This is a genomic window from Ruminococcus bovis (assembly GCF_005601135.1).
GTDB lineage: Bacteria > Bacillota > Clostridia > Oscillospirales > Acutalibacteraceae > Ruminococcoides > Ruminococcoides bovis.
The window spans coordinates 930,954-954,836 of sequence record NZ_CP039381.1 but is presented as its reverse complement, the minus strand read 5'-3'; the positions used below and the strand labels follow the sequence as shown (position 1 = coordinate 954,836).

At 35.3% G+C, this 23,883-nt stretch carries 21 protein-coding genes; 11 read left to right on the top strand and 10 right to left on the bottom strand.

The window, feature by feature from the left end; translation table 11 throughout:
• Window positions 1-261 precede the first annotated feature (261 nt).
• From E5Z56_RS04555 to E5Z56_RS04540, 4 genes are read left to right on the top strand one after another with little or no spacing between them, the layout of a single operon-like run.
• A complete protein-coding gene (locus E5Z56_RS04555) occupies window positions 262-1,344 on the top strand; it encodes a lysylphosphatidylglycerol synthase transmembrane domain-containing protein (RefSeq protein ID WP_138156731.1) in 1,083 nt (360 codons plus the stop codon).
• A 1-nt stretch (window position 1,345) separates the two neighbouring features.
• A complete protein-coding gene (locus E5Z56_RS04550; protein WP_138156730.1) occupies window positions 1,346-2,056 on the top strand; it encodes a CDP-alcohol phosphatidyltransferase family protein in 711 nt (236 codons plus the stop codon).
• Window positions 2,046-2,900 (top strand): phosphatidylserine decarboxylase, encoded by an 855-nt coding sequence (locus E5Z56_RS04545; protein WP_138156729.1) that lies wholly within the window; start codon window positions 2,046-2,048, stop codon window positions 2,898-2,900. The genes E5Z56_RS04550 and E5Z56_RS04545 overlap by 11 nt, the downstream gene beginning before the upstream one ends.
• On the top strand, window positions 2,897-3,205 hold the full coding sequence (locus tag E5Z56_RS04540) for a hypothetical protein (RefSeq protein ID WP_138156728.1): 309 nt from the start codon (window positions 2,897-2,899) through the stop codon (window positions 3,203-3,205). Before E5Z56_RS04545 ends, E5Z56_RS04540 begins: the two co-directional genes overlap by 4 nt.
• 127 nt (window positions 3,206-3,332) lie before the next feature.
• Here E5Z56_RS04540 and nifJ read toward each other — a convergent pair whose 3' ends face one another.
• Entirely contained in the window at window positions 3,333-6,893 is a 3,561-nt protein-coding gene (gene nifJ / locus E5Z56_RS04535; protein ID WP_138156727.1) for a pyruvate:ferredoxin (flavodoxin) oxidoreductase, read from the bottom strand.
• 236 nt (window positions 6,894-7,129) lie between these two features.
• Between nifJ and E5Z56_RS04530 the strand changes: the two genes are divergently transcribed.
• The 5 genes from E5Z56_RS04530 to E5Z56_RS04510 all read left to right on the top strand — a co-directional run bounded on the left by E5Z56_RS04530 (window position 7,130) and on the right by E5Z56_RS04510 (window position 13,499).
• Entirely contained in the window at window positions 7,130-7,990 is an 861-nt protein-coding gene (locus tag E5Z56_RS04530) for a hemolysin family protein (protein ID WP_138156726.1), read from the top strand.
• A 6-nt stretch (window positions 7,991-7,996) separates the two neighbouring features.
• Window positions 7,997-9,160, top strand: a complete 1,164-nt coding sequence (locus E5Z56_RS04525; RefSeq protein WP_138156725.1) for an acyltransferase family protein — start codon at window positions 7,997-7,999, stop codon at window positions 9,158-9,160.
• Between the two features lie 242 nt (window positions 9,161-9,402).
• A complete protein-coding gene (ppk1, locus tag E5Z56_RS04520) occupies window positions 9,403-11,559 on the top strand; it encodes a polyphosphate kinase 1 (protein ID WP_138156724.1) in 2,157 nt (718 codons plus the stop codon).
• Window positions 11,556-12,614 carry a 6-phosphofructokinase gene (locus E5Z56_RS04515; protein ID WP_138156723.1) on the top strand — a complete coding sequence of 353 codons (1,059 nt, stop codon included), beginning with the start codon at window positions 11,556-11,558 and terminating at the stop codon, window positions 12,612-12,614. Before ppk1 ends, E5Z56_RS04515 begins: the two co-directional genes overlap by 4 nt.
• Window positions 12,615-12,698: 84 nt before the next feature.
• Window positions 12,699-13,499 (top strand): aldo/keto reductase, encoded by an 801-nt coding sequence (locus tag E5Z56_RS04510; RefSeq protein ID WP_138156722.1) that lies wholly within the window; start codon window positions 12,699-12,701, stop codon window positions 13,497-13,499.
• A gap of 918 nt (window positions 13,500-14,417) precedes the next feature.
• On the opposite strand, the gene truB is transcribed toward E5Z56_RS04510, so the two are convergent.
• The 9 genes from truB to spoVAE form a co-directional block, all read right to left on the bottom strand.
• Entirely contained in the window at window positions 14,418-15,311 is an 894-nt protein-coding gene (truB, locus tag E5Z56_RS04505; protein WP_138156721.1) for a tRNA pseudouridine(55) synthase TruB, read from the bottom strand.
• Window positions 15,308-16,249 carry a DHH family phosphoesterase gene (locus tag E5Z56_RS04500; RefSeq protein ID WP_175405375.1) on the bottom strand — a complete coding sequence of 314 codons (942 nt, stop codon included), beginning with the start codon at window positions 16,247-16,249 and terminating at the stop codon, window positions 15,308-15,310. Before E5Z56_RS04500 ends, truB begins: the two co-directional genes overlap by 4 nt.
• Window positions 16,239-16,610: a 30S ribosome-binding factor RbfA gene (gene rbfA, locus E5Z56_RS04495; protein WP_138156719.1), complete on the bottom strand. Its 372-nt coding sequence runs from the start codon at window positions 16,608-16,610 to the stop codon at window positions 16,239-16,241. Before rbfA ends, E5Z56_RS04500 begins: the two co-directional genes overlap by 11 nt.
• 30 nt (window positions 16,611-16,640) lie before the next feature.
• A complete protein-coding gene (infB, locus tag E5Z56_RS04490; RefSeq protein ID WP_138156718.1) occupies window positions 16,641-18,968 on the bottom strand; it encodes a translation initiation factor IF-2 in 2,328 nt (775 codons plus the stop codon).
• Window positions 18,969-18,972: 4 nt separating this feature from the next.
• On the bottom strand, window positions 18,973-19,293 hold the full coding sequence (locus E5Z56_RS04485; RefSeq protein ID WP_022504697.1) for a L7Ae/L30e/S12e/Gadd45 family ribosomal protein: 321 nt from the start codon (window positions 19,291-19,293) through the stop codon (window positions 18,973-18,975).
• On the bottom strand, window positions 19,286-19,585 hold the full coding sequence (gene rnpM, locus E5Z56_RS04480; protein WP_138156716.1) for an RNase P modulator RnpM: 300 nt from the start codon (window positions 19,583-19,585) through the stop codon (window positions 19,286-19,288). The genes E5Z56_RS04485 and rnpM overlap by 8 nt, the downstream gene beginning before the upstream one ends.
• 35 nt (window positions 19,586-19,620) lie before the next feature.
• Complete coding sequence (nusA, locus tag E5Z56_RS04475) at window positions 19,621-20,865, bottom strand: transcription termination factor NusA (RefSeq protein ID WP_138156715.1); 1,245 nt, start codon at window positions 20,863-20,865, stop codon at window positions 19,621-19,623.
• Between the two features lie 21 nt (window positions 20,866-20,886).
• Complete coding sequence (locus E5Z56_RS04470) at window positions 20,887-21,369, bottom strand: ribosome maturation factor RimP (RefSeq protein ID WP_022504694.1); 483 nt, start codon at window positions 21,367-21,369, stop codon at window positions 20,887-20,889.
• A 122-nt stretch (window positions 21,370-21,491) separates the two neighbouring features.
• Window positions 21,492-21,848, bottom strand: a complete 357-nt coding sequence (gene spoVAE, locus E5Z56_RS04465) for a stage V sporulation protein AE (protein ID WP_022504693.1) — start codon at window positions 21,846-21,848, stop codon at window positions 21,492-21,494.
• Window positions 21,849-22,225: 377 nt separating this feature from the next.
• Between spoVAE and E5Z56_RS04460 the strand changes: the two genes are divergently transcribed.
• Together E5Z56_RS04460 and E5Z56_RS04455 are read left to right on the top strand one after the other, a co-directional pair.
• Entirely contained in the window at window positions 22,226-23,179 is a 954-nt protein-coding gene (locus E5Z56_RS04460; RefSeq protein ID WP_138156714.1) for an ABC transporter ATP-binding protein, read from the top strand.
• Complete coding sequence (locus E5Z56_RS04455) at window positions 23,179-23,883, top strand: ABC transporter permease (RefSeq protein ID WP_138156713.1); 705 nt, start codon at window positions 23,179-23,181, stop codon at window positions 23,881-23,883. Before E5Z56_RS04460 ends, E5Z56_RS04455 begins: the two co-directional genes overlap by 1 nt.

Genomic DNA, 23,883 nt, shown 5'->3' with positions numbered 1-23,883 from the left:
GACAAACCCAAATTTATCAAACTTATCTTATCCAACAAACAAATTAAAAGTCCAAAATTAACTCACAATCACGGAAAAATAGTGATAATAAAAGTTTATTTTAAACTTGATGTAGAAATAAATTTTAATAACAGGTGTTTCACTATACATATTCTATAAATTATTGAAAAGGATAATATTTTCATTGATATTGACCCTATATAATGTTATAATATACGGTGATGATATTGTGATTTATTATTATTTTCAAGGATATTTATTATGGAACAAAACAAAAAAATTGAAAAAGAAGATCAGGGTGCTTTTAGCATAAAAAAACAGATAATATACATTATTGTTTTTGTAGCACTAATTGCACTGACTTTCTATGCTATTGTTAGCCAAAATGAAAATTTAACATTAGAAGGTTTTTTGAATTACACTTTCAGCCTAAAGATTGGTTGGCTGATTGCAGCAGTAATGTGTGTATTTATGTTTATTCTGCTTGAAGGTTTAAGCATTAGATACATAGCAGCAAAGTTGGGATATAAACGAGGGTATTACCAAAGTTTTATTTACTCGGCAGCCGATATTTACTTCTCAGCAATTACACCATCAGCTTCCGGTGGACAACCTGCCTCAGCTTTCTTTATGGTAAAGGACAAAATTCCAATGTCAGTTACCACCATTACTTTGATACTTAATGTTATGCAATATACTGCCTCATTGTCGGTAATTGCAGCAGCTTGTTTTATTTTGAGACCGGAATATTTCTTTATCTTTGATTCTTGGTCAAAGCTATTGATTATTTTAGGTATTGTTTTTCAGCTACTGTTGACAGTATTTTTTGCTTTACTTATTTTCTTCCCAAATATTATCAAAAAGAGTTGTGAGGGTGTTATTAATTTACTTTTCAGAATTCACCTTTTGAGAAAGAGAAGAAGAAAGCTAAACAAGCTATATCAGATGATGGACGAATATCAGGAATGTGCAAAAATCATTAAGGAAAGTCCTGCAATGATTGGTGTTGCATTTTTGCTAAACCTACTTCAGAGAGTTTCTGTTGTGGCAGTTACATACTGCGTATATATGGGTAGTGGACAAACCGGTCACTCATTTATTGATATTATGACAGTTCAAGGATATGTGCTTATCGGTAGTAACAGTTTACCTGTTCCCGGTGCTGTGGGTATTGCCGACTACTTATTCTTTGATGGATTCAGAAACATTTTTGCAGACCCTGCAAATGGGGAAATTCTAAGCAGAGGACTTTCATTCTATGTTTGCATTATAGTCTGTGGTGGACTTACTCTTGCTCATCACGCAAGATTTATTATTAAGAGTAAAAGGAAAAAGGGTGCTTAATATGCTAGGTTTTTATAATTACACTGTTATTCTTACATACCTTTCATTATGTTCAGCAGTAACAGGTATCTTTGTAGGGGTATCAGGAACAGGTCATCCGTTTATCGCTACAACTTGCCTTATGGTTTGTGGCTTTCTTGATGCATTTGACGGTATTGTTGCTCGTTCAAAGAAGGACAGAACAGAACAAGAAAAGAAGTTTGGTATTCAGATTGACTCATTAGTTGACCTTGTAGCCTTTGGTGTGTTGCCTTGTGCTATCGGTTATTCTTGTTACACAAGTCACTACTTAAATTCATTTAAGCTAAGTGATAAGTGGCACTTTATGAAACCACTTGCTAACTGCAAAATTACAATTTTCTTTATTGTATTTTCACTATTTGTTTTAGCAGCACTTATCAGATTGGCATACTTTAATGTTATGGAAGAAGAAAGACAGAACAAAACTGATGAAAAGCGTAAGTATTATCTTGGCTTACCTGTTACATCATCTTGCTTAATTTTCCCAACAATTATGCTTATTCAGTATATTATTGGCAAAGGCTTTGACATTTCACCGTTTTATGTAGTTGCAATGCTAATTGTAGCATTCCTATATGTTAGCAAAATTAAAATCAAAAAACCGGGACTAAAGGTTATTATGATTATGGTTGCTATTGGTGCAGTTGAATTTGGACTTTTACTATTCTTTAGGTTTATGTATGGACACTAATAAAACAATTGATTTAAACAATTTAAAACAAGACAAGTCGTTAACATTCCTTTACAAAAACATTTTCGGCAGAATAATCTTAAAGGTGATTACTCTACCTTTTGTTTCAGCAATTGTGGGAAAGTATATGAGTAGTTCCTTGTCAAAGGGTAGAATTGAGAAATTCATAACCCAAAACAATATTAATATGGATGAATATGAAAAGGCTGACTACAAATCCTTTAATGACTTTTTCACAAGAAAAATTAAGGCAGAGAAAAGACCTTTTCCAACTGACAGAAGCTTATTTTTCTCACCATGTGACGGTAAGTTAAGTGCATATAAAATTAAAGACAACACTGTATTGCCGATTAAGGGTAGCTATTATACAATTAATCATCTGCTATGTAATAGCAGACTTGCAAAAAAATACAAGGAAGGCTACTGCCTAGTGTTTAGACTTGCAGTTGATGACTACCACAGATATGCATTTGTTGATGATGGCATACAAGAAAAGTCTGTTAAAATCAAAGGAATACTACACACAGTTCAGCCTATTGCACTAAATAAGTATCCTGTATTTGTGCAAAATAGCAGAGAATATGCAATGATGCACACAGAAAACTTTGGTGACATAGTTCAAGTTGAAGTAGGTGCATTGATGGTTGGCAAAATCAAGAACCACATTTCTTCCGGTAAAATTGAAAGATGTAAAGAAAAGGGTATGTTCCTTTTTGGTGGTTCAACAATCATTTTGTTATGCGACAAAGATGCAGTTGAGATTGATGAAACTTTCTTTACAAACACAGATAACAACAAAGAAACCATTGTAAAAATGGGACAGGTGCTAGGTAAGAAAAGATGAGCAGTTTTCCTTATTTAGTGGCTTTTATAGTATGGATTTTACTTGCTATTTTCTACATTCATATAAAACGCCAAAGCAAAATTATTAAGAAAAGTCAAGAAAATAACGCAACATATATAACACCAAAGGTGTATTTGAAACTTCATTCCGACAATGTAATTTCTTCCCTTTACAAGAAAGACAAGTTAATTGCTGATGATGTGCTGGAAGTATACGAAAATATTTTTACAACACATTTTGTCACAATTTTCGGTATGATAACCTATAACCACATTACAGGAAAATTCAAAAAAGAAGAAAAATGAATTGAAAGGTTGCTATATAGCAACCTTTTTTGTTAGGAAAAATATAATTTTTATATAGCAAAAACCCACTATGGAAATCCATAGTGGGTTAATTTTTACTTATTAGAAGTTATATTACTATCTCCTATTACTTATCTTCCTTTGGTTCAGCAAGATATTCTAGGTGTTCAAACTTCTTAGCTGCAATTTCTTCAGCTTCTGTAAATAGCTTTTCAGCCTTTTCCGGATTACTTCTCTGTAGAGCGTTGTAACGAACTTCGCCCATAATAAAGTCCTTATAAGGAATTGTAGGAGCTTTACAGTCAAGCATAAATGGATTCTTGCCTTCGTGAGCTAGTCTTGGGTCATATCTAAAGATATTCCAATAACCTGCGTCAACAGCCTTCTTTTCTTCTAGCTGAGCAATACCCATACCACCCTTAATACCATGGTTGATACATGGAGCATAGCAGATGATTAGTGATGGACCGTTGTAAGATTCAGCTTCCTTAAATGCCTTTAGACACTGAGCATAGTTAGCACCCATAGCTACCTGAGCAGTATATACATAACCGTAGCTCATTGCAATAGCAGCAAGGTCTTTCTTCTTAGTTGTCTTACCACCGGCAGCAAACTGAGCAATAGCACCAATTGGAGATGCCTTAGATGCCTGACCACCTGTGTTAGAGTAAACTTCTGTATCAAATACAACAATGTTTACATTCTTGCCTGATGCGATAACATGGTCAAGACCACCGAAACCGATATCGTAAGCCCAACCGTCACCACCGAAGATCCACATAGATTTCTTTGATAGAGAATCTTTTTCTGCAAGAGTCTTGTCGATAGTTTCCTTTAGTTCACCCTCAGCTGAAGTAGCTTCAAGAGCAGCGATAAGAGCATCTGTAGCAACTCTTGACTTACCTGAGTCAGTAAGTGTAGCCTTGTATTCGCTGATAGCTTCCTTTAGAGCTTCATCAGCAGTTAGTTCATTAATCTTGTCAACATAACCAACAAGTCTATCCTTGATAGCCTTCTGACCTAATGTCATACCAAAACCAAATTCTGCGTTATCTTCAAATAGAGAGTTGTGCCATGCCGGACCAAATCCCTTCTTGTTAACTGTATATGGAGTTGCAGGAGCAGAACCACCCCAGATTGAAGAACAACCTGTTGCATTAGCGATGAACATTCTGTCACCGAATAGCTGAGTAGCTAGCTTAGCATAAGGAGTTTCACCACAACCTGCACAAGCACCTGAGAATTCAAGTAGTGGCTGTTTGAACTGAGCACTCTTAACTGTCTTATCAGTAGCAATTTCAGGCTTATCGGAAGTCTTGATAGCATAATCAAATACTTCCTGCATAGGTCTCTGTGAGTCAATAGACTTCATTACAAGAGCCTTGTTGTCAGGTTTCTTGTTACCTAGACAAGACTGAACACAAGCACCACAACCTGTACAGTCAAGTGTTGAAATAGCCATAACAAACTTCATACCGTTAGCAGGCTTCATATCAGCAGACTTTGTCTGCTTTGGAGCATTTGCTAATTCTTCTTCTGTCATAGCGATTGGACGGATAACTGCATGAGGACAAACCATTGAACAGATATTACACTGTACACAAGCTGTTGGGTTCCATTCAGGAACATCAACTGCAATGCCTCTCTTTTCATATGCAGCAGAACCCTGAGGAGCTTCACCGTCTACATAATCCATAAATGATGAAACAGGTAGCTTGTTACCCTTGTAAGCATTTACAGGGTTTAGGATACCGTTTACATACTTAACAACTTCTTCTCTGCCTTCTGTTACAACATGTTCAACAGAATCGTCAACACAATTTGACCATTCAGCAGGTACTTCAACCTTTACAAAGTTTTCCATACCCATATCAATAGCCTTATGGTTCATATCAACAATTGCCTGACCCTTCTTGCTATAAGACTTAGTAGCAGCATCCTTTAGATACTGTTTTGCATCTTCAGCAGGGATAATGTCAGCAATCTTGAAGAAAGCAGACTGTAGAATTGTGTTAATTCTTGTACCTAGACCGATTTCCTTACCTAGCTTAATACCGTCAATTGTGTAGAAGTTAATGTGCTTATCAGCTAACTGCTTCTTCATCTTTGCAGGTAGTCTGTGGTCAAGTTCTTCACCGGACCATGGACAGTTAAGTAGGAATGAGCCACCTTCTTTTAGGTCTTCAACAATTTCGTACTTGTCAACATATGAAGGGTTGTGACAAGCAACAAAGTCAGCCTTTGAAATATAGTAAGTAGATTTGATTGGCTTATGACCAAATCTTAAGTGAGATACTGTTAAGCCACCGGATTTCTTTGAGTCATATGCAAAGTAACCTTGAGCGTACATATCAGTATGGTCACCGATAATCTTGATTGAGTTTTTATTAGCACCTACAGTACCGTCAGCACCAAGACCCCAGAACTTACAAGAAGTTGTACCTGCAGGAGTTGTGTCAGGGTTTTCAACGATAGGTAGTGATAGGTTTGTAACATCATCAACGATGCCGATTGTAAATCTCTTCTTAGGTGTAGCTGATTCAGCATTTCTGTAAACAGCAACAATGTCACCTGGTGTTGTATCCTTAGAACCTAGACCGTAACGACCTGTATAAACAGAAACATTAGCAAATTCTGATGCATTAATAGCAGCAAGAACATCTAGGTATAGAGGTTCACCGATTGAACCAGGTTCCTTAGTTCTGTCAAGAACAGAAAGAGTCTTAACTGTCTTTGGTAGTTCTGATAGCATATAGTCAGCTACAAATGGTCTGTATAGATGAACCTTTAATAGGCCAACCTTTTCACCTGCTGCATTTAGGTAATCAACAACTTCTTCAGTTGCATCACAAACAGAACCCATAGCAACAATAACATGTTCTGCATCTTCAGCACCATAGTAGTTAAATGGCTTATAGTCAGTACCAAGCTTAGTGTTAACCTTGTTCATATATTCAACAACTACTTCAGGAATAGCGTCATAATATTTGTTACAAGCTTCTCTAGCCTGGAAGAAAATATCATCGTTCTGAGCAGTACCACGAATATGTGGATGTTCAGGATTTAGAGAACGCTTTCTAAATGCTTCAACAGCATCCCAGTCTAGCATATCGCCTAGGTCTTCATAATCCCAATATTCAATCTTCTGAATTTCGTGAGATGTACGGAAACCATCAAAGAAATGTAGGAAAGGAACTCTGCCCTTAATAGCTGCTAGGTGAGCAACTGCTGCTAAATCCATAACTTCCTGTGGGTTGTTAGAACATAGCATTGCGTAACCTGTCTGACGACAAGCATAAATATCAGAGTGGTCACCAAAGATTGATAGTGCGTGACTTGTTAATGCACGAGCTGATACATGGATAACTGATGGTAAAAGTTCACCGGCAATCTTGTACATATTAGGAATCATAAGTAGTAGACCCTGTGAAGCTGTATATGTTGTAGTTAAAGCACCGGCAGTAAGTGAACCGTGAACTGCGCCTGCAGCACCACCTTCACTTTGCATTTCTGTAACTTGAACTTCTCTGCCGAATAGATTTTTTCTGCCAACAGTAGCATACTTATCTGTTTCATCAGCCATTACAGAAGATGGTGTGATTGGATAGATAGCTGCAACATCAGTAAAAGCATAGGAAACATGAGCTGCTGCACTATTACCATCCATGGTTTTCATTTTTCTTGCCATTGGATTTTTCCTCCTTAATATATATTGCTTCTCCAAAACCCTAACGGAGTAGCAAAAATCAACAAAATTATTAAAATTCTCGATACCTATTGTATCAACATTATACTATCACTTTTTTTGGAAAAAGTAAAGTAAAATAATAGATTTAATTTGACAAATATTAGATTTTTTTGTACACTCTTATAATAGGAAGGGTTATGTAAATCTAACTACTAATCGAAAGGATTGATTTATAAATGCCAGAAGATTCGGGCAGTCCAAAAAGGTCTTTTTTAGGAAAAATTTTCAAAACAAAGTCTAAGGCTTTGGAAGAACAAAAGACAGAAGAGGAAATTCTCAGTCTTGTTGAAGAAGGTAGAGAAAAAGGCTACTTCAAGGACGAAACAGAAAATTTCATAAAAAATGTTTTTGATTTTGATGATACTACTGCATCAGAGATTATGACTCATCGTACAGAGATTACTGCTGTAGAGGATAATTTATCTTTAAAGGAAATTGTGGATATAGCTATCGAAAGCGGTCATTCTCGTATTCCTGTTTATCACGAAGATATAGACAACATTGTCGGTATTCTTTATGTTAAGGACTTACTGAAATATGTATGTGAGGAAGTTCCTGAGGATTTCAAAATCACCGACTTAACAAGGACAGTGCCTTGCGTACCTAGGAGTAAGAACCTAAGTAGGCTTTTTGCCGAAATGACTAAAAAGAAAATTCAACTTGCCATTGTTGTTGATGAGTATGGTGGTACAGAAGGTATCATCTCTATTGAAGACTTAGTTGAGGATATTATGGGTAATATTCAGGACGAATACGACAACGAGGATGAAGAAAGTCACAAGCTAAGTGAAAATAAATTTACAGTTGACGGTACAATGACACTTGATGATGTTAGTGAACTTATTGATTATGAATTTCCGGAAACAGATTGTGATACTATTGCCGGATTTATTCTTGAGCATACAGGAAAAATCCCAACAGAGGGTGAACATCCTGTTGTGTATGAAGGGGATTTAAAATTAACTGTTCTTCAAGTTGAGGAAAGAAGAATAGCTAAAATTTTAATAGAAAAGAACATTAATGAAAATAAGGGGTAACATTGAATGAAAACATTTTCAAAAAATGATACATTAGTTATCAGAGGTATTGCCATCACTATGCTAATGTTTCATCACAATTTTAGGGTAGAGTCTGTTTTTAAAGGAATGTCCTTCAGTTTCTTTCCGTTTAGTCAAAGTTCAGTAGTTATTTTCTGTAATTTTCTAAAGATTTGTGTTGGTATGTTTGCTTTTTTAAGTGCATATGGACTTACACTTTCTCTGAGAAAATATGACAACAATTCACTGCTAAACTCCAGACAGTATTCACATTTTATCAGCAATAAGTTATTAAACCTAATGTGGGGCTTTTGGTTCATTTTTGTTTTGTCAGAAATTTTATGTGCAATAATTGCACCAAGCTTCACAATGGATTATTTCGCTAACGGTGGAGTCAGAGGTATATTAAATATATTTATTGACTTCTTAGGACTTGCAAAGCTTGTTGGTACTACCAGCCTAAACGGTACTTGGTGGTATATGTCACTGGCAATTCTGATTATTCTTTTTGTTCCGTTTATGGTTAAGCTTTGCAAGAAGTTCAATGCTTTTGCATCAATTGCTTTTCTAGTGATTATTCCAAGACTTATTTATGTAACAGTACCTTTACATTTAGGTCAAACATCAAATCTATTTAGATTTATGTTACCTACATTACTGGGTGTTTTAGCTGCACAGAACAACTGGCTTGCAAGACTAAAGTCCTTTACAATTACTAACAACAAGGTACTAAGCAAAATAATTAAGTTTGTTGTTTTAACAGCCGGTTTAGTTGTTCTGTATATTATTAGAATCAAGACTGACGGTAAGTATGCAAACTATATTTTTGAAATTCGTGATGGTCTGATTCCTGCATATGTGGTTTATTATTGCTATGAATTTATCACAGATATTCCACTGATTAAAAATGTCTTTGCACTTATCGGTAAACATTCACTAAATATTTTCTTGTTCCATACATTCATAAGACATCATTGGTTCCATGCATATACATATTCATTTAAGCATTTTGTGCTTATTGCACTAGTATTATTGGCAGAGTCACTTGTGATTTCTATTGTACTTGAATTTATCAAGAAAATTACCCATTACAACAATCTTTGCAGTGTAATAAGAAACAAGATGAACAAGAGATTTTACAGTGATGTACAGATGAATACAAGCAAATAAATTTATGTTTCTAAGCACTCCTTATGGAGTGCTTTTTCTTTTGTAATATTTTCCTCTGTTTTAACATAACTATAACTTATATTTAACATTGAACATTTATAATAATGGAAAAGTGTTTTAGGAGATAGATTATGAAATTTTTTACATTACCTACAATTATAATTCTGTGTGCATTGTTGTGCGTAGTGTTGCTAATTATAATCTTGTATAACCTTAAGAAACACAATTTAGGAGATGAAAATATGAGTGAAAATGAAGTAGTAAAGAAGGACAATGCACTTGAAAAATTTTTCAACAAAAAACTATCCGGCAAGAAGAAATGCTACATTAACAGAGAACTTTCTTGGCTAAAATTCAACAAAAGAGTTTTGGAAGAAGCTGATGATAAAGAAAACCCATTATGTGAAAGACTGACTTTCCTATCAATCTTCCAGACAAACCTAGATGAATTCTTTATGGTTAGAATGGGTTCTCTCCACGATATGACCCTTTTGAAGAAAGAAATCAAAGAGAACAAAACCAAAATGACACCATCAGAACAGTTCTCAGCTTGTTTAAGTGATATTAGAGATACTTTACCTGTAAAGGAAAAGATATACTATTCTCTAATGCAAGAATGTTCAGAACAAGGTGTATCTTTACTTCACTTTGAACAGTTAACTGCTAATGAAAAGAAATACTTTAAGCAGTATTTTGCAATGGAGGTTGAACCACTGCTTTCAACAATTGTTGTAGGCAGAAAGCAACCATTCCCATTCTGCAACAACAAGGAACTTTATGTTGTTGCAGAACTAAGAAAGAAAAGTGACAAGGCTAAGATTGGTATTATCCCTTGTAGCTTTAACCTAATGGAAAGACTTATTAAAGTACCTAACAGAGATGGAGCGTATATTTTAGGTGAAGAACTTATCCTTAACTTTGCATCAAAGGTATTTAAGAAGTATGAAGTTCGCTCAAAGTCAATTATTCGTGTTACCAGAAATGCCGATATTGATGCTGACAGTATTGATGATGAAGAACTTGACTATCGTGAACATATGGCTGAAGTTATCAGACAAAGAAGAAAGCTATGTCCTATCAGACTGGAGTCAACTAATACTCTAAGTGCTATTATGACAAAGTGGCTTTGTCAGCAACTTGATTTACCAACTGAACAAATCTTTGTTTCTTCTGTACCGTCTGATTTATCATTTGTATTTAAGATTCAGGATATGCTTAGAAATAAAACTGAACTATTCTACAAGAGAAGAGTACCACAAACACCACTTGACTTTATCGGTGTTAAGAGAGTTGCCAAGGAAATCGAAAAGAAAGATTGCCTAATTTCTCTACCATATGAAAGCATCAATCCTTTCCTAAATCTACTAAGACAGTCAGCAGTTGACCCACAAGTAGTATCAATCAAAATGACTTTGTACAGACTTGCAAAGAACAGTAAAGTTGTAGAAGCGTTAGTTGAGGCTGCTGAAAACGGTAAGCAAGTTGATGTACTTGTTGAACTAAAAGCCAGATTTGATGAAGAAAACAACATCGGTTGGTCAAGACGACTTGAAGATGCAGGTTGTCATGTTATCTATGGTATCGACCATTTAAAGGTACATTCAAAGCTATGCTTAATCACAAGAAAAAGTAAAAAAGGCATTGAGTATATTACTCAAATCGGTACAGGTAACTACAACGAAAAAACTGCAAGACTATATACCGACTTACAGATTATCACATCAAACAGTGAAATCGGTATGGAGGCAAATCAAGTGTTCTCAGCACTATCATTTGGTGAAGTTGTAGAGGAAACTAACCATCTAATGGTTGCACCAAAATGCCTACAGAACAAGGTTCTTGCACTGATTGATGATGAAATCGAAAAGGCAAGAACAGGTAGAGAAGCATACATTGGCTTAAAGCTAAATTCTCTAACTGATAAGAAAATTATTGATAAGCTGATTGAAGCCTCAAATGCCGGTGTAAAAATTGATATGGTTATTCGTGGTATCTGTTGTTTACAATCCGGTATTCCGGGTTATACTGATAATATAAGAATTATCAGCATTGTTGGCAGATTCTTGGAACACTCAAGAATTTATATTTTCGGTAAAGGTGAAGAAGAAAAAATGTTTATTTCTTCTGCTGACTTTATGACAAGAAATACTCTAAGAAGGGTTGAAGTAGCTGCTCCTATTTATGATGAAAAGATTAAGCACAGACTAAACCACTTCTTCAACACAATGCTTATAGATAACTGTAAGGCTAGAGTACAATGTGCTAACGGTGAATATGAAAAGGTAGTGAATGAGTTCCCTAAGACAAATTCACAGGAATTATTCTATGAAGAAGCATACAACAATGTTGAATCAATTAAGGAAGAAAAAGAAAACAGAAATCAGGAGGTATCCTTATGAGAGTTGGCTTATTAACTAGTGGTGGAGATTGTCAAGCACTTAACCCTACAATGAGAGGTGTTGTACTTACATTAAAGAACCTTGCAAAAAAGGTGGAAATCATTGGTTTTGCTAACGGTTATAAAGGACTTATCTATAACCACTACAGCATTGTGTCACCATCAGCTTTTGTAAATATCCTTAATCAAGGTGGTACAATCTTAGGTACATCAAGAGAACCTTTTAAACACATTACAGAGCCTGATGAAAACGGTGTTGATAAAGTCAAAGCTATGGTAGAAAACTACAAAAAGCTTGACTTAGACTGTCTTGTTGTGCTGGGTGGTAACGGTTCAATCAAAACTGCAAACCTGCTTTCTGAAAAAGGTCTAAATGTTATTGCTTTGCCTAAGACTATTGACAATGATATTTATGGCACAGACATTACCTTTGGTTTTGACAGTGCAATTAGTGTTGGCACTAATGTTATTGACAACATTAGAACAACTGCACAAAGCCACAAGAGAACCTTCATTGTTGAACTTATGGGACACAAAGTTGGTTGGTTAGGTTTGTACTCAGCTATTGCCGGTGGTGCTGACATTGTGCTAATTCCGGAAAAGCCATTTTCAATTAAGAAGATTGCCGATGTAATCAATAATAACAAAAAAGGTTACACAATCATTGTTGCATCTGAGGGTGCAATGACTAAGGAAATGACTAAAATGCCTAAGAAAGACAGAAAGAAAGTTCTTAGCAAAAACAACAATTCTATTGCAACCTATATTGCATCAGAACTTGAAAAGCTAGGTATTGTGGAAGTTAGAACCACTATTGCAGGTCACACTCAGCGTGGTGGTGAACCAACACCATATGACAGAATTTTATCCACAAGACTTGGTGCAAAAGGTGCTGAACTAATCATTAGTAAAAATTACGGCAACCTGGTTGTATTTAAAGATAATGAAATAAGCTACATTCCACTAAGTGAAACAGCCGGTAAACTAAAGGCAATTGATGACAATTCACCGATTATTAAAGAATGTGAAAACCTAGGAATTTCTTTTTGCGACTAATTCCTTTTACACAAAGCAACCCACCATATGGTGGGTTGTTGCTATTTATAGGGTTTTCGGCTACAATAATAAAGAGGTGATAATATGGAATACATTACACTAAATAATCAAGTTACAATGCCCATTTTAGGACTAGGCACATATCAATTAAAAGGTAATAGTGGTATTGAAACAATCAAAAATGCCATTAACCTAGGTTACACTCTAATTGATACTGCCCAAATGTATCAGAATGAAAGAGAAGTAGGCATTGCTATAAAAGAAAGTAATGTTAATAGGGAAAATCTATTTATCACCACAAAAATATGTACACCAAATACAACATATGAAAAGGCTGAAAAGGCAATTGATATTTCACTAAAAAATTTGCAAACAGATTATATAGATTTATTGCTAATTCACGAACCATATGATACATCAACTGAAATGTACAAAGCCTTTGAAAAAGCATATATAAATGGCAAAGTTAGAGCAATAGGCATTTCTAATTTTAATGAAAGTGAATACCTGGATTTTATAGATAAATGTAGTGTTATACCGGCAATAAATCAAGTTGAATGTCACATTATGTATAACAAAAAAGAACTGCAACATACTATGAAAAAGTATGGTACAGTTCTAATGGGCTATAGTCCTTTTGCACAAGGAAATGGCAATCTCTTTGTGGATAATGACATAATGAATATAGGGAAGAAATATAACAAAACTTCTTCACAAGTTATGTTGCGACACCTAATTCAAAGGGACATTCCCACAATTCCTAAAGCATCATCAGTTGAAAGATTGAAAGAAAATCTTGATGTTTTCAACTTCACTCTAAATGATAACGATGTGCAAATTATCAATTCCAAAAACCAAAATAAATCCTTCTTCGGCTGGGATTGAGTTTTAAATTTTGTCTGAGGATTGATAATTTGTACTATAGGTAAAGGTTGGATTGATAAATTTGGGTTTGTCAATTTTGTCTGTGGGTTAAGGTAAATTTGTTATAAATTTAGTTGAGTATAAAGGAAAATTTGCAAAATTATCATACCTTATACCATCGTTAAAGTGTGGCTAACAGGTGTAGGGGACATCATTGATGTCCCGTAACAAATTTTCCTAAATAAATGTATTATGCCCTATGTAGATATTATAAATATTTAGTCTGTAAACAAGACAATAATCCCATAGGTATCACACTTTTTTTACGGGCTTCACTACAAAAGTTTTTATATAAAAAACTTTTGCATAAGTTCGCATTAGCAAATCAAACTTCGCCTATGGCTCGTTTTCTTTGATGCTTACTTAACTGTTCGCCCCTACGACTGTGAGCCATAATATGATATAAAAATCGGTACTGTTTATGCTACATAATATTGTTATATTATTAATTGTGCAATAACTTGGTATACAAGAGAGAAAGGACATAGTTTACACTTTTAAATATTAAAATATCCCCACAAACCCAAATTTGCAAAATTAATTTACCGTAACGCAGAAACAAAATTGAAAAACCCAAATTTTTAAAGTTAATTTCCTTTAATCTTCAAAACAAATTAAAAAACCGACTTTAGGATAGATTACTAAAGTCGGTTAATTTTTTAATTACATATATTTTTAAATCGCATACATATATTTTTTAATCACATATTTAATTTATATATTCAATGTAATAAAACGAATATTACTTATAAATAAAATTACTTATACATAAATGAATATAAAAATAGCTTTACAGTTGTTATTCTTATAAAGGTTTTGAAAAAATAATGATTAATAAAATCAAAAGTTTTCCATATTGTACTCTTAAAATGTGGAAAACTAATTTGTTTTGAAAAGTTTATAAATTTTTAGTTCGTCACCTTTAACGATACCTAAGCCGATAAACTGATTATTGTTATCCCTAACTCTTAGGATTGTGTCCTCTTTAGGTTGCATTTTTTCAAGGTAAGTTCTATTCTTATCCAATGCACCACCGTTAGAGAATCTTCTTGCCTGTGGTTCTGTAATTTTCACATAACCGTAGTTCATAAACAGACTTTCCACACTTTTAATGTACGGTGTGAAGTCCTCTAGTTCCCTAGCTCTCTGCAAGTCAATTGCATCTTCAAGGGTAAAGCCACAAGCCTCGGTTCTAATAAGTGAAGTCATAACTGCACAAGAACCTAAACTTTCACCAAGGTCATCAATAATTGTCCTTATGTATGTGCCTTTGCTACACTTGATTTCCAACTTACCACTTTGATTTTCTTCATCAAAATCAAGAAGTTCTATGGAATAAACTGTTACTTTTCTTTTTTCTCTTTCAACAGTTTTACCTGCTCTTGCTAAGTCATAAAGTCTCTGACCGTTTATCTGAATAGCTGAGTACATAGGTGGTAGCTGATAGATTTCGCCTTGAAAATCTTTTAGTTTTTCCTTAACTTCCTCTGTAGTGAAAGAGGTTTTTTCTTCCTTTAGTACCTTACCCCAAATGTCTAGGGTATCGGTTTTCTTTCCAAATTGAAAGGTAGCCACATAGCCTTTATCGTGATTGGTAATTAAGTCCTGAGCCTTTGTGCCGTTTCCTACAACTAGAGGAAGTACACCTGTAGCATTAGGGTCAAGTGTACCTAAATGACCGATTTTCTTAATGCCAAGGGCTTTTCTCATTACTGCCACAACATCAAATGAAGTAAAGTCCATTGGCTTGTTTATTACAATTACACCGTTCATTGTAGTATCTCTTTCGCTGCATCAATAAGTTGTTGTTTTACACTTTCAAGTGTTCCGTTAATTGCACAACCTGAGGCAGCCTTGTGGCCACCACCACCAAACTTTTTGCAGAATTCACAAGCATCGGTATCACCGTTAGTTCTAACAGAAATTTTAAATACATTATCCTGTTTTTCTCTAATAGTAATGCCCATCTTTACACCGTCAATTTGTCTAGGAATTGATGCCAAACCTTCCATTTGGTCATCACCTAAGTTTAGCTTATCTTGCATTGCAAGGGTGGTGTAAATAATAGCAAGTTTGCCGTCATAGTAATAGTCCAAAGTATCATAAACCATTCTTTCAAGGGCAAGTTTCTGCTTTGTTTTGGTTTCAAACATTGCTCTGTTGATAACTGCAAAATCAGCACCACATTCAATTAGTTTTGCTGCAATCATATGAGTTTTTGCAGTAGTATTTGTGTACATAAAGCAACCTGTGTCTGTACTGACACCTGTATATAGGCAGTTTGCAATTTCCTTAGTAATCTTTACATTCATTAGGTTGATTAAGTCAAAGATAATCTCACAAGTAGATGCTGCTGTAGCGTCAATATAACTATCCTCTACACCTAAAGAATTACTGCCATGGTGGTCAATACATAACTGAATTTTGTTGCTATAACTTTCCTCATTATCCCCCAAAAGCTGAGGTGCTGCTACATCAACAGACATAATAAATTCCGGAGTAAAGGAATTTTCCTTTACTCCATCTTTTAGATAATCAAACTTTGTAGCAGCCTTACCACTAAGGATTACCCTTGCATTTTTGCCCATATCTTGTAAAGCCTTACAAAGACCATAAGCAGAACCTAGGGTATCTCCATCAGGATAATGGTGAGTTAAAATTTCAATATTATTTTTTTCTTGTAAAATTTTAGCTACATTATCAAGCTTCATCTTGGTCCTCATCTTCTTTAATATCAAGGTCATTTAGAATACGGCTAATGTTAGCACTGTATTCAATACTATCGGTAGCCTTAAAGATAAGCTCCGGAGTATGACGCAAATGAAGTCTGTGACCAAGTTCTCTTCTGATATAACCTGTAGCAGATTTCAGTCCCTTTAGTGCTTCCTTTGCTCTTTCCATACCTTCAATTACACTGAAATATACTGTGCAATAGCTAAGGTCATTAGTAACCTCAACTCTGATAATAGAAATAAAGCAATCGGCAACTCTAGGGTCTTTTACTGACTTAAAAATATCAGTTAGTTCTCTTTTAATATCTTCAGTTGTTCTATCAATTCGGTGTCCTGACATATTAATTTCCTCTTTTACAATAGACTGTTATTAGTCTTCACGATACTCCTGAATTTCATACACTTCAAAAATATCACCTTCACGAAGGTCGTTGTATTTTTCTAGGCAAATACCACATTCATAACCTTCGTTTACTTCCTTAACTGCATCCTTAAATCTCTGTAGTGAAGCGATTGTATCATCAGCAATAACAACACCGTCACGAATAACTCTAACCTGAGCATTTCTCTTGATAGTACCGTTCTTAACATAAGAACCGGCAACAACACCAACACTCTTGATTCTGATAATGTTACGGATTTCAGCATTACCGATTACAACTTCTCTTGTCTTAGGAGCAAGCATACCCTTCATAGCTGATTCAATTTCTTCAATACAGTTATAAATAATGCTATATAGACGAATATCAACAGATTCTCTCTCTGCATTTGCTACTGCAGTAGCATCAGGTCTAACATTAAAGCCAACAATGATTGCATTACTTGCATTAGCAAGCATAACATCACTTTCGTTAATAGCACCAACACCACCGTGGATAACATTAACTCTTACTTCATCATTAGATAGCTTTTCAAGTGACTGTCTAACTGCTTCAACAGAACCCTGAACATCAGCCTTAACGATAATCTGAAGTTCTTTCATTTCGCCTTGTTTCATCTGGTCAAATAGGTTATCAAGTGTAACCTTAGTTCTTGAATTAAATAGTTCTTCCTTAGCCTTAGCTTTTCTCTGTTCAACAAGCTGACGAGCAAGTCTTTCATCAGAAACGGCATTGAAAATGTCGCCACCCTGTGGAACTTCATCAAGACCTGTAATTTCAACAGGAACTGATGGACCTGCTTCCTTAACTTTTCTGCCTCTATCGTTAGTCATTGCTCTAACTCTACCAACTGCAGTACCGGCAACAACAATATCACCTTGGTGAAGTGTACCGTTCTGTACAAGCATTGTAGCGATTGGACCTCTACCCTTATCAAGTCTTGCTTCAATAACACAACCCTTTGCCTGACGGTCAGGGTTAGCCTTTAGTTCCTTCATTTCAGCAATTAGAAGTACCATTTCAAGTAGATCAGGGATACCTTCCTTAGTCTTTGCAGAAACAGGAATACAAGGTGTATCACCACCCCATTCTTCAGGTACAAGTTCATATTCAGTTAGCTGTTGTTTTACATTTTCTGGGTTAGCACCCGGTTTATCCATCTTGTTAATAGCAACAACAACAGAAACACCGGCAGCCTTAGCGTGGTTAATAGCTTCTACTGTCTGTGGCATAATACCATCATCGGCAGCAACAACAAGAATAGCAATATCTGTAGCCATTGCACCTCTTGCACGCATTGTTGTAAATGCTTCATGACCCGGAGTATCTAGGAATGTAATATCCTTGCCGTTAACCTGAACTCTGTAAGCACCAATGTGCTGAGTAATACCACCGGCTTCGGAAGATGTAACATTTGCATGACGGATAACATCAAGGATAGATGTTTTACCATGGTCAACATGACCCATAACTACAACAACCGGAGCTCTTGGTACTAGATTTGCATCATCATCTTCTGTGTCATCAATAATCTGTTCTTCGATTGTAACAACAACTTCTTTCTCTACCTTTGCATGGAATTCCATAGCAATTAGAGAAGCAGTATCAAAGTCAATAGTATCTGTAGCAGTAACCATTGTACCCATTAAGAATGCTTTCTTAACAACTTCGGCAACAGTAGCCTTTAGACGAGAAGCAAGTTCCTGAACAACAATTTCCTCAGGAATCTGAACAGTAATAGGCTTTGCCTTTCTTTCTGCTGCAATTCTCTTTAGTCTTTCCTGTTCTGTTTCTCTCTTACCTTGTCTTTTCTTTCTCTGCTGTGAACGTTGGTTAATCTTCTGCTTCTTAACCTGACTTTTATTTCTGTCACTTCTGTTCATCTTAGAGTCAGCCATATTGTCGTACTTTTCGTTGTATTTATCAACATTAACAACAACTGCTGATGTATCAATAACACGGCTTTCCTTTCTTCTAGGAGCTTGGTGTTCTTTCTCTTGTTGTGCAGGAGCTTTGCCCTGTTTTTTAGCTTGTTCGGCTTTTTGGCGTTTATGTTCTTCTTTTCTCTTTTTCTTTTCTTCGTCTTTCTTCTTTTCTGCTTCTTCAATACCTGCGTTTCTCTTTGCATAGTAAGCATCTAAGTTATCAAGATTTTTGTCCTGAGTAAAGTAATCGAAAACAACATTTAGCTCATTTTCTTCCAGAGTAGTTGTAGTTTTCTTCTGTACGCCACAATATTTATCAAGCACTTCGATAACTTTCTTACTGTTAACGCCAAGGTCCTTAGCAACCTCATTAACCTTATATTTAATCATCATAGTTTCATTCCTCCTGTTCTTGCTCTTTCAAGATTAACTCTTGAATTTTATCAGAAAAACCTCTGTCTGTTATGCTGACAACTGCACAATACTTGCCGATTGCCATACCTAACTCATCCTTAGTTCTGTTAATAACGAAAGTTTTAACTGAACTGTTATTAGAGGCTTTCAGGATGTTTTTCTTACTGTTGGCTGAAAAATCCTTTGTCATAAGAACAATAAAAGATTTTCCGGTTGTAACAGACTCAATAACCGGGTCTGTGCCAATTACAATTTTACCTGCTCGTCTGCATAAGCCCAAAATAGAAAGTAATCTGTCATTCATCTGCAATTTCCTTCTCCATTTGGTCATAAATTTCTGAAGGAATGACTGTATCTAATGAACGGTCAATCCTCTTAGTTTTTCTGGCTTTTTGTAGGCACTGAACATTTTTGCAGACATAAGCACCTCTTCCGGATTTCTTAGAAGTAAGGTCAAGAGAAACTTCACCTTTTTCTACTATATTACCGTCACTGTCTTTTTTGTCAGGAGCTTTTACAACCCTAACCAGTTCTTTCTTCGGAAACATATTTCCACAACCGGAACATTTTCTCATTGGAACTTTCTTTGTTTTCACAGTAATTCCTCCTTTCATTATATTAAAAAAATAAATTATTCCTCGTTACCTGTGCGTAAAATGTCATCAATAAAGCTGTCAACATTCATTTCAACAACAGGAACTTCTTCTGTTGGTTCTTCTGCTGCAGTTTCTTCTACTTCTTCAGTTTCAGTTGCAATGTTTTCAACTTCTTCAGGAGTAGTGTCCTCTGTGTTATCAATTAGAACTTCATCTTCTGTTTCTTCATCTTCACCGAAGAAACCGCTTTCAGGACGAATATCAATCTTCCAGCCTGTTAGTTTAGCTGCAAGTCTTGCGTTTTGACCCTTGTTACCGATAGCAAGTGAAAGCTGGTTGTCAGGAACAGTAACTCTGCAAGATTTTCCTTCTAAATCTTCAATAACAACCTTAATAACAGTTGCAGGAGATAGGGAAGCTGCAATAAACTTTGCAGGGTCTTCTGACCATTCAACAATGTCAATCTTTTCTCCACCAAGTTCTTCAACAATAGTGTTAACTCTGGCACCCTTAGCACCGATACAAGAACCAACTGCATCAATAGTCTTGTCATTGCTATAAACTGCCATCTTTGTTCTGGAACCTGCTTCTCTTGAAACTGACTTGATTTCTACAACGCCATCAAAAATTTCAGGAACTTCTGTTTCAAATAATCTCTTAACAAAGTCAGGGTGAGTTCTTGAGATAAATGCTCTAGGACCTCTGTCTGTTGTTCTCACATCAACGATATAAACCTTGATTAGGTCCCCTTCCTTAAAGGTTTCGTCACCAATCTGTTCTGACTTAGGTAGAACTGCTTCTGCTTTACCGATTCTGATTGTAATACCACCTGAAACAGGGTCGATTCTCTCAACCTTAGCAGTAACAATTTCCTGTTGCTTTGACTGGAATTCAGCAAGCATCTGACCCTTTTCACCATCACGAATACCCTGACGGATAACTGAACGAGCAGTCTGTACTGCAATTCTACCTAGGTTCTTAGGGTCAAGTGAAATTGCCACCTTGTCACCGATAGTAGCTGACTTCTTAATTTTCTGAGCATCTTCAAGAGAAATTTCATAGTCAGGGTCAAATACCTCTTCAACTACTTCTTTGTTTAGCTTAACATCAAAGCTATTCTTTTCAGGTACCATAGAGATTTCAACATCATCATTGCCACCGTAGTTATTCTTACAAGCAATAACAATAGCCTTAGAAATTTGTGTAATCATAGCATCCATAGAAATGCCTTTTTCTTGTTCTAGAGATCTTAATGCCTCAAATAATGCCTTATTATTCATTCCAAAATCAAATCCTTTCTTTTAAAAATCAAAGTCATCCAGTTTAATATAAACTGTATCTTTTTTATTGATAGTAATTTCGTTTTCATCACTGTGGTCTGTAATTGTAACAGTTTGTTTATCGGCAGATTTAAGTTTGCCCTTAAATTCCTTACCGATACCCTCAATAGGTCTAATCATCTTAACCATTACATCAGCACCGATAAATTGGTCAAAATGTTCTTCACGAACAAGTTCTCTCTCAATACCGGGAGAACTAACCTCCAGAATGTATTGGTTCTGACCAATCTCTTTTTCATCAAGAGGAGCGTCTAAGGCTCTGGACATTTTCTCACAATCGTCAATGCCTACACCATCTTCTTTGTCAATGATTACTCTAAGATACCACTGTGCACCTTCTTTAACATAGCGAACATCCCAAAGTTGTAGCCCTAAATCTTTTGCAATAGGTTCTGCAATTTCCCATACCATTCCGGCAGTATTGTTACCTTTTTTGTTTGCCATTTTATCACCTCTTTATAATAACAAAGGAGCGGTCGTCCTGACCACTCCTTTACCATTAGGATATTTAACTATTAAATAATAGCATATAATATAGGAAAAATCAAGTGTTTATCTATATTTTCCTAGGATTTTTCCTGAGGTTTTCCCAGTAATCCTGCCAAAAAACCGAAAAATATAGCACCGGCTATTCCACCGGCAGATGCAGTAGCACCACCTGTGAATATTCCAAGCCATCCGTCTTCACTAATCGCTTCCTTTACACCTTTGTATAAATTGTACCCAAAGCCCGATAAAGGTACAGTTGCACCACTACCGGCAAAGTCAACTAAAGGCTTGTATAGCCCTACTGCACCAAGAAGTACACCGATTACAACAAAGGAAGTTAAAATTCTTGCCGGTGTTAATTTTGTTTTGTCAATTAATATTTGACCAACAACACAAATAAGCCCACCAACAACAAATGCTTTTAGGTAATCTATACTATCACTCTTTTCTCTATACTACTAAACAGGCAAACAATGTTGCCCATACCTTATTTATATTAAGTATCTCTGTTTTTCTATTATTTATACTATCTTGTTGAAGAAAACTTCACTCAATGGTATAATAATACGGATTGAAATAATAAATAAACACTATATAAATTAGTTTAAAATAAATTCATTGTCACATTCAATAAAATCTTTTGATAGGTTTTGTTATATTTCACAAGAGAATTTTTTATATTGTGACAGATACTTGAAACTTTATGAATAAAAAGTGACATTTGGAGTTGATTTGTTGAAAAAAACTAATAATCTGTTAGAATTATTATGGAAATTAATCTAGTTTACTAAAAGGAAAAGGAGTTGAAAATATGGTTGAAATCAAAAACCTTGTAAAGCAGTATGGCGACATCAAGGCAGTAAACGACATTAGCTTTACTGTTAATGATGGTGAGATACTAGGCTTTCTTGGTCCAAACGGTGCCGGTAAAAGTACAACTATGAATATTATCACAGGGTACATTTCTTCTACAAGTGGCACAGTAACCATAAACGATTCAGAAATTTTGAAAGATCCAAAGGGTGCAAAGTCCCAGATTGGTTATCTTCCGGAACTGCCACCACTTTATATGGATATGACAGTTAGAAAATATTTGGAGTTTATGTTCTCTATTAAGAAAGTAAAACTTCCTAAGAAGGCTCATATTGATGAAGTTCTTGCAGTTACTAAGTTAACTGACCATCAGTCAAGAATTATCCGTAACCTATCAAAAGGTTATCGTCAGAGAGTAGGTCTTGCTCAGGCATTACTTGGCAATCCACCTGTACTTATTCTTGATGAACCTACTGTTGGTCTTGACCCTTCACAGATTAGAGAATTCAGAAGTCTGATTAGAGGTCTAGGCAAGAAACACACAGTTATCTTTTCTTCACATATTCTTTCAGAAGTTTCAGCAATTTGTGACAGAATCGTTGTTATCAATCAAGGTCAGGTTGTTGCCGATACAAAAACATCAGAACTTTCAAAGGCTATTACCGGTAAGTCAACACTTACTCTTGAAGTTGAGGGTACTGTAGCTTCCGTTACAACTGCTTTAAAGAATGTTCATGGTGTACAGAAAATTACTGTTGAAAGACAAAGTGCAGAAAACACAAATGTATATAACATTGAACATGAAAGTGGTGTTGACATTAGAAAAGGTGTTTTCAATGCTATGGTTAACAACAAGTCAGTTATCCTTACTATGAACGAGGGTGGTATGAGTCTTGAAGAAGCATACCTAAAGCTAACATCAAAACCTGTATCAAAGGGAGGTAAAAAGTAATGACAGCTATTTTAAAGAAAGAATTAAGTTCATATTTTACCTCTGCAATCGGATATGTTGTAATGGCAGTTTATTATTTCTTTGCAGGGTTATTCTTCTACTTCTACTGTATAGTAGGAAATAGCAAAGATATGGCAAGTTTATTCTCAAATATGTTTATGATTACAGTTCTTGTAATTCCAATTATTACAATGAAAACTTTTTCAGAAGAAAAGAAACAGAAAACCGATCAGGCTCTTTTAACATCTCCGTTAGGACTTGGAGAGATTGTTGCCGGTAAGTTCTTCGGTTCACTGATTATGTTTATCTGTTGTGTTGGCATTTATGTTTTATTTGCACTAACACTTACTTTCTACAGTGCACCTGACTGGTCAGTATTTTTAGGTAATCTACTTGGCACAATTATCTTAGGTGCTGCAATGATTTCTATTGATATTTTCATTTCTTCATTAACAGAAAGTATGATTATTTCTGCTATTGTCAGTATGTGTTTTGGTCTTGTAATCTTCTTTATAGACAGCATTTCTCAGCTAATCTCTGTATCTTGGATTTCAACTGCTATTTCCAGTATTTCATTTGTTGACCATTACTCAAACTTTACTAAGGGTATTTTAAGTGTTGCAGATACTGTATTCTTCCTATCAATTATTGCACTATTTAATTTCTTAACACTTAGAGTACTTGAAAAAAGACGCTGGAGCTAA

Excerpts from the sequence above, each read along its gene's own strand:
- E5Z56_RS04555 (WP_138156731.1), top strand. The coding sequence starts at position 262 with ATGGAACAAAACAAAAAAATTGAAAAAGAAGATCAGGGTGCTTTTAGC.
- E5Z56_RS04550 (WP_138156730.1), top strand. The coding sequence starts at position 1,346 with ATGCTAGGTTTTTATAATTACACTGTTATTCTTACATACCTTTCATTA.
- E5Z56_RS04545 (WP_138156729.1), top strand. The coding sequence starts at position 2,046 with ATGGACACTAATAAAACAATTGATTTAAACAATTTAAAACAAGACAAG.
- E5Z56_RS04540 (WP_138156728.1), top strand. The coding sequence starts at position 2,897 with ATGAGCAGTTTTCCTTATTTAGTGGCTTTTATAGTATGGATTTTACTT.
- nifJ (WP_138156727.1), bottom strand. The coding sequence starts at position 6,893 with ATGGCAAGAAAAATGAAAACCATGGATGGTAATAGTGCAGCAGCTCAT.
- E5Z56_RS04530 (WP_138156726.1), top strand. The coding sequence starts at position 7,130 with ATGCCAGAAGATTCGGGCAGTCCAAAAAGGTCTTTTTTAGGAAAAATT.
- E5Z56_RS04525 (WP_138156725.1), top strand. The coding sequence starts at position 7,997 with ATGAAAACATTTTCAAAAAATGATACATTAGTTATCAGAGGTATTGCC.
- ppk1 (WP_138156724.1), top strand. The coding sequence starts at position 9,403 with ATGAGTGAAAATGAAGTAGTAAAGAAGGACAATGCACTTGAAAAATTT.
- E5Z56_RS04515 (WP_138156723.1), top strand. The coding sequence starts at position 11,556 with ATGAGAGTTGGCTTATTAACTAGTGGTGGAGATTGTCAAGCACTTAAC.
- E5Z56_RS04510 (WP_138156722.1), top strand. The coding sequence starts at position 12,699 with ATGGAATACATTACACTAAATAATCAAGTTACAATGCCCATTTTAGGA.
- truB (WP_138156721.1), bottom strand. The coding sequence starts at position 15,311 with ATGAACGGTGTAATTGTAATAAACAAGCCAATGGACTTTACTTCATTT.
- E5Z56_RS04500 (WP_175405375.1), bottom strand. The coding sequence starts at position 16,249 with ATGAAGCTTGATAATGTAGCTAAAATTTTACAAGAAAAAAATAATATT.
- rbfA (WP_138156719.1), bottom strand. The coding sequence starts at position 16,610 with ATGTCAGGACACCGAATTGATAGAACAACTGAAGATATTAAAAGAGAA.
- infB (WP_138156718.1), bottom strand. The coding sequence starts at position 18,968 with ATGATGATTAAATATAAGGTTAATGAGGTTGCTAAGGACCTTGGCGTT.
- E5Z56_RS04485 (WP_022504697.1), bottom strand. The coding sequence starts at position 19,293 with ATGAATGACAGATTACTTTCTATTTTGGGCTTATGCAGACGAGCAGGT.
- nusA (WP_138156715.1), bottom strand. The coding sequence starts at position 20,865 with ATGAATAATAAGGCATTATTTGAGGCATTAAGATCTCTAGAACAAGAA.
- E5Z56_RS04470 (WP_022504694.1), bottom strand. The coding sequence starts at position 21,369 with ATGGCAAACAAAAAAGGTAACAATACTGCCGGAATGGTATGGGAAATT.
- E5Z56_RS04460 (WP_138156714.1), top strand. The coding sequence starts at position 22,226 with ATGGTTGAAATCAAAAACCTTGTAAAGCAGTATGGCGACATCAAGGCA.
- E5Z56_RS04455 (WP_138156713.1), top strand. The coding sequence starts at position 23,179 with ATGACAGCTATTTTAAAGAAAGAATTAAGTTCATATTTTACCTCTGCA.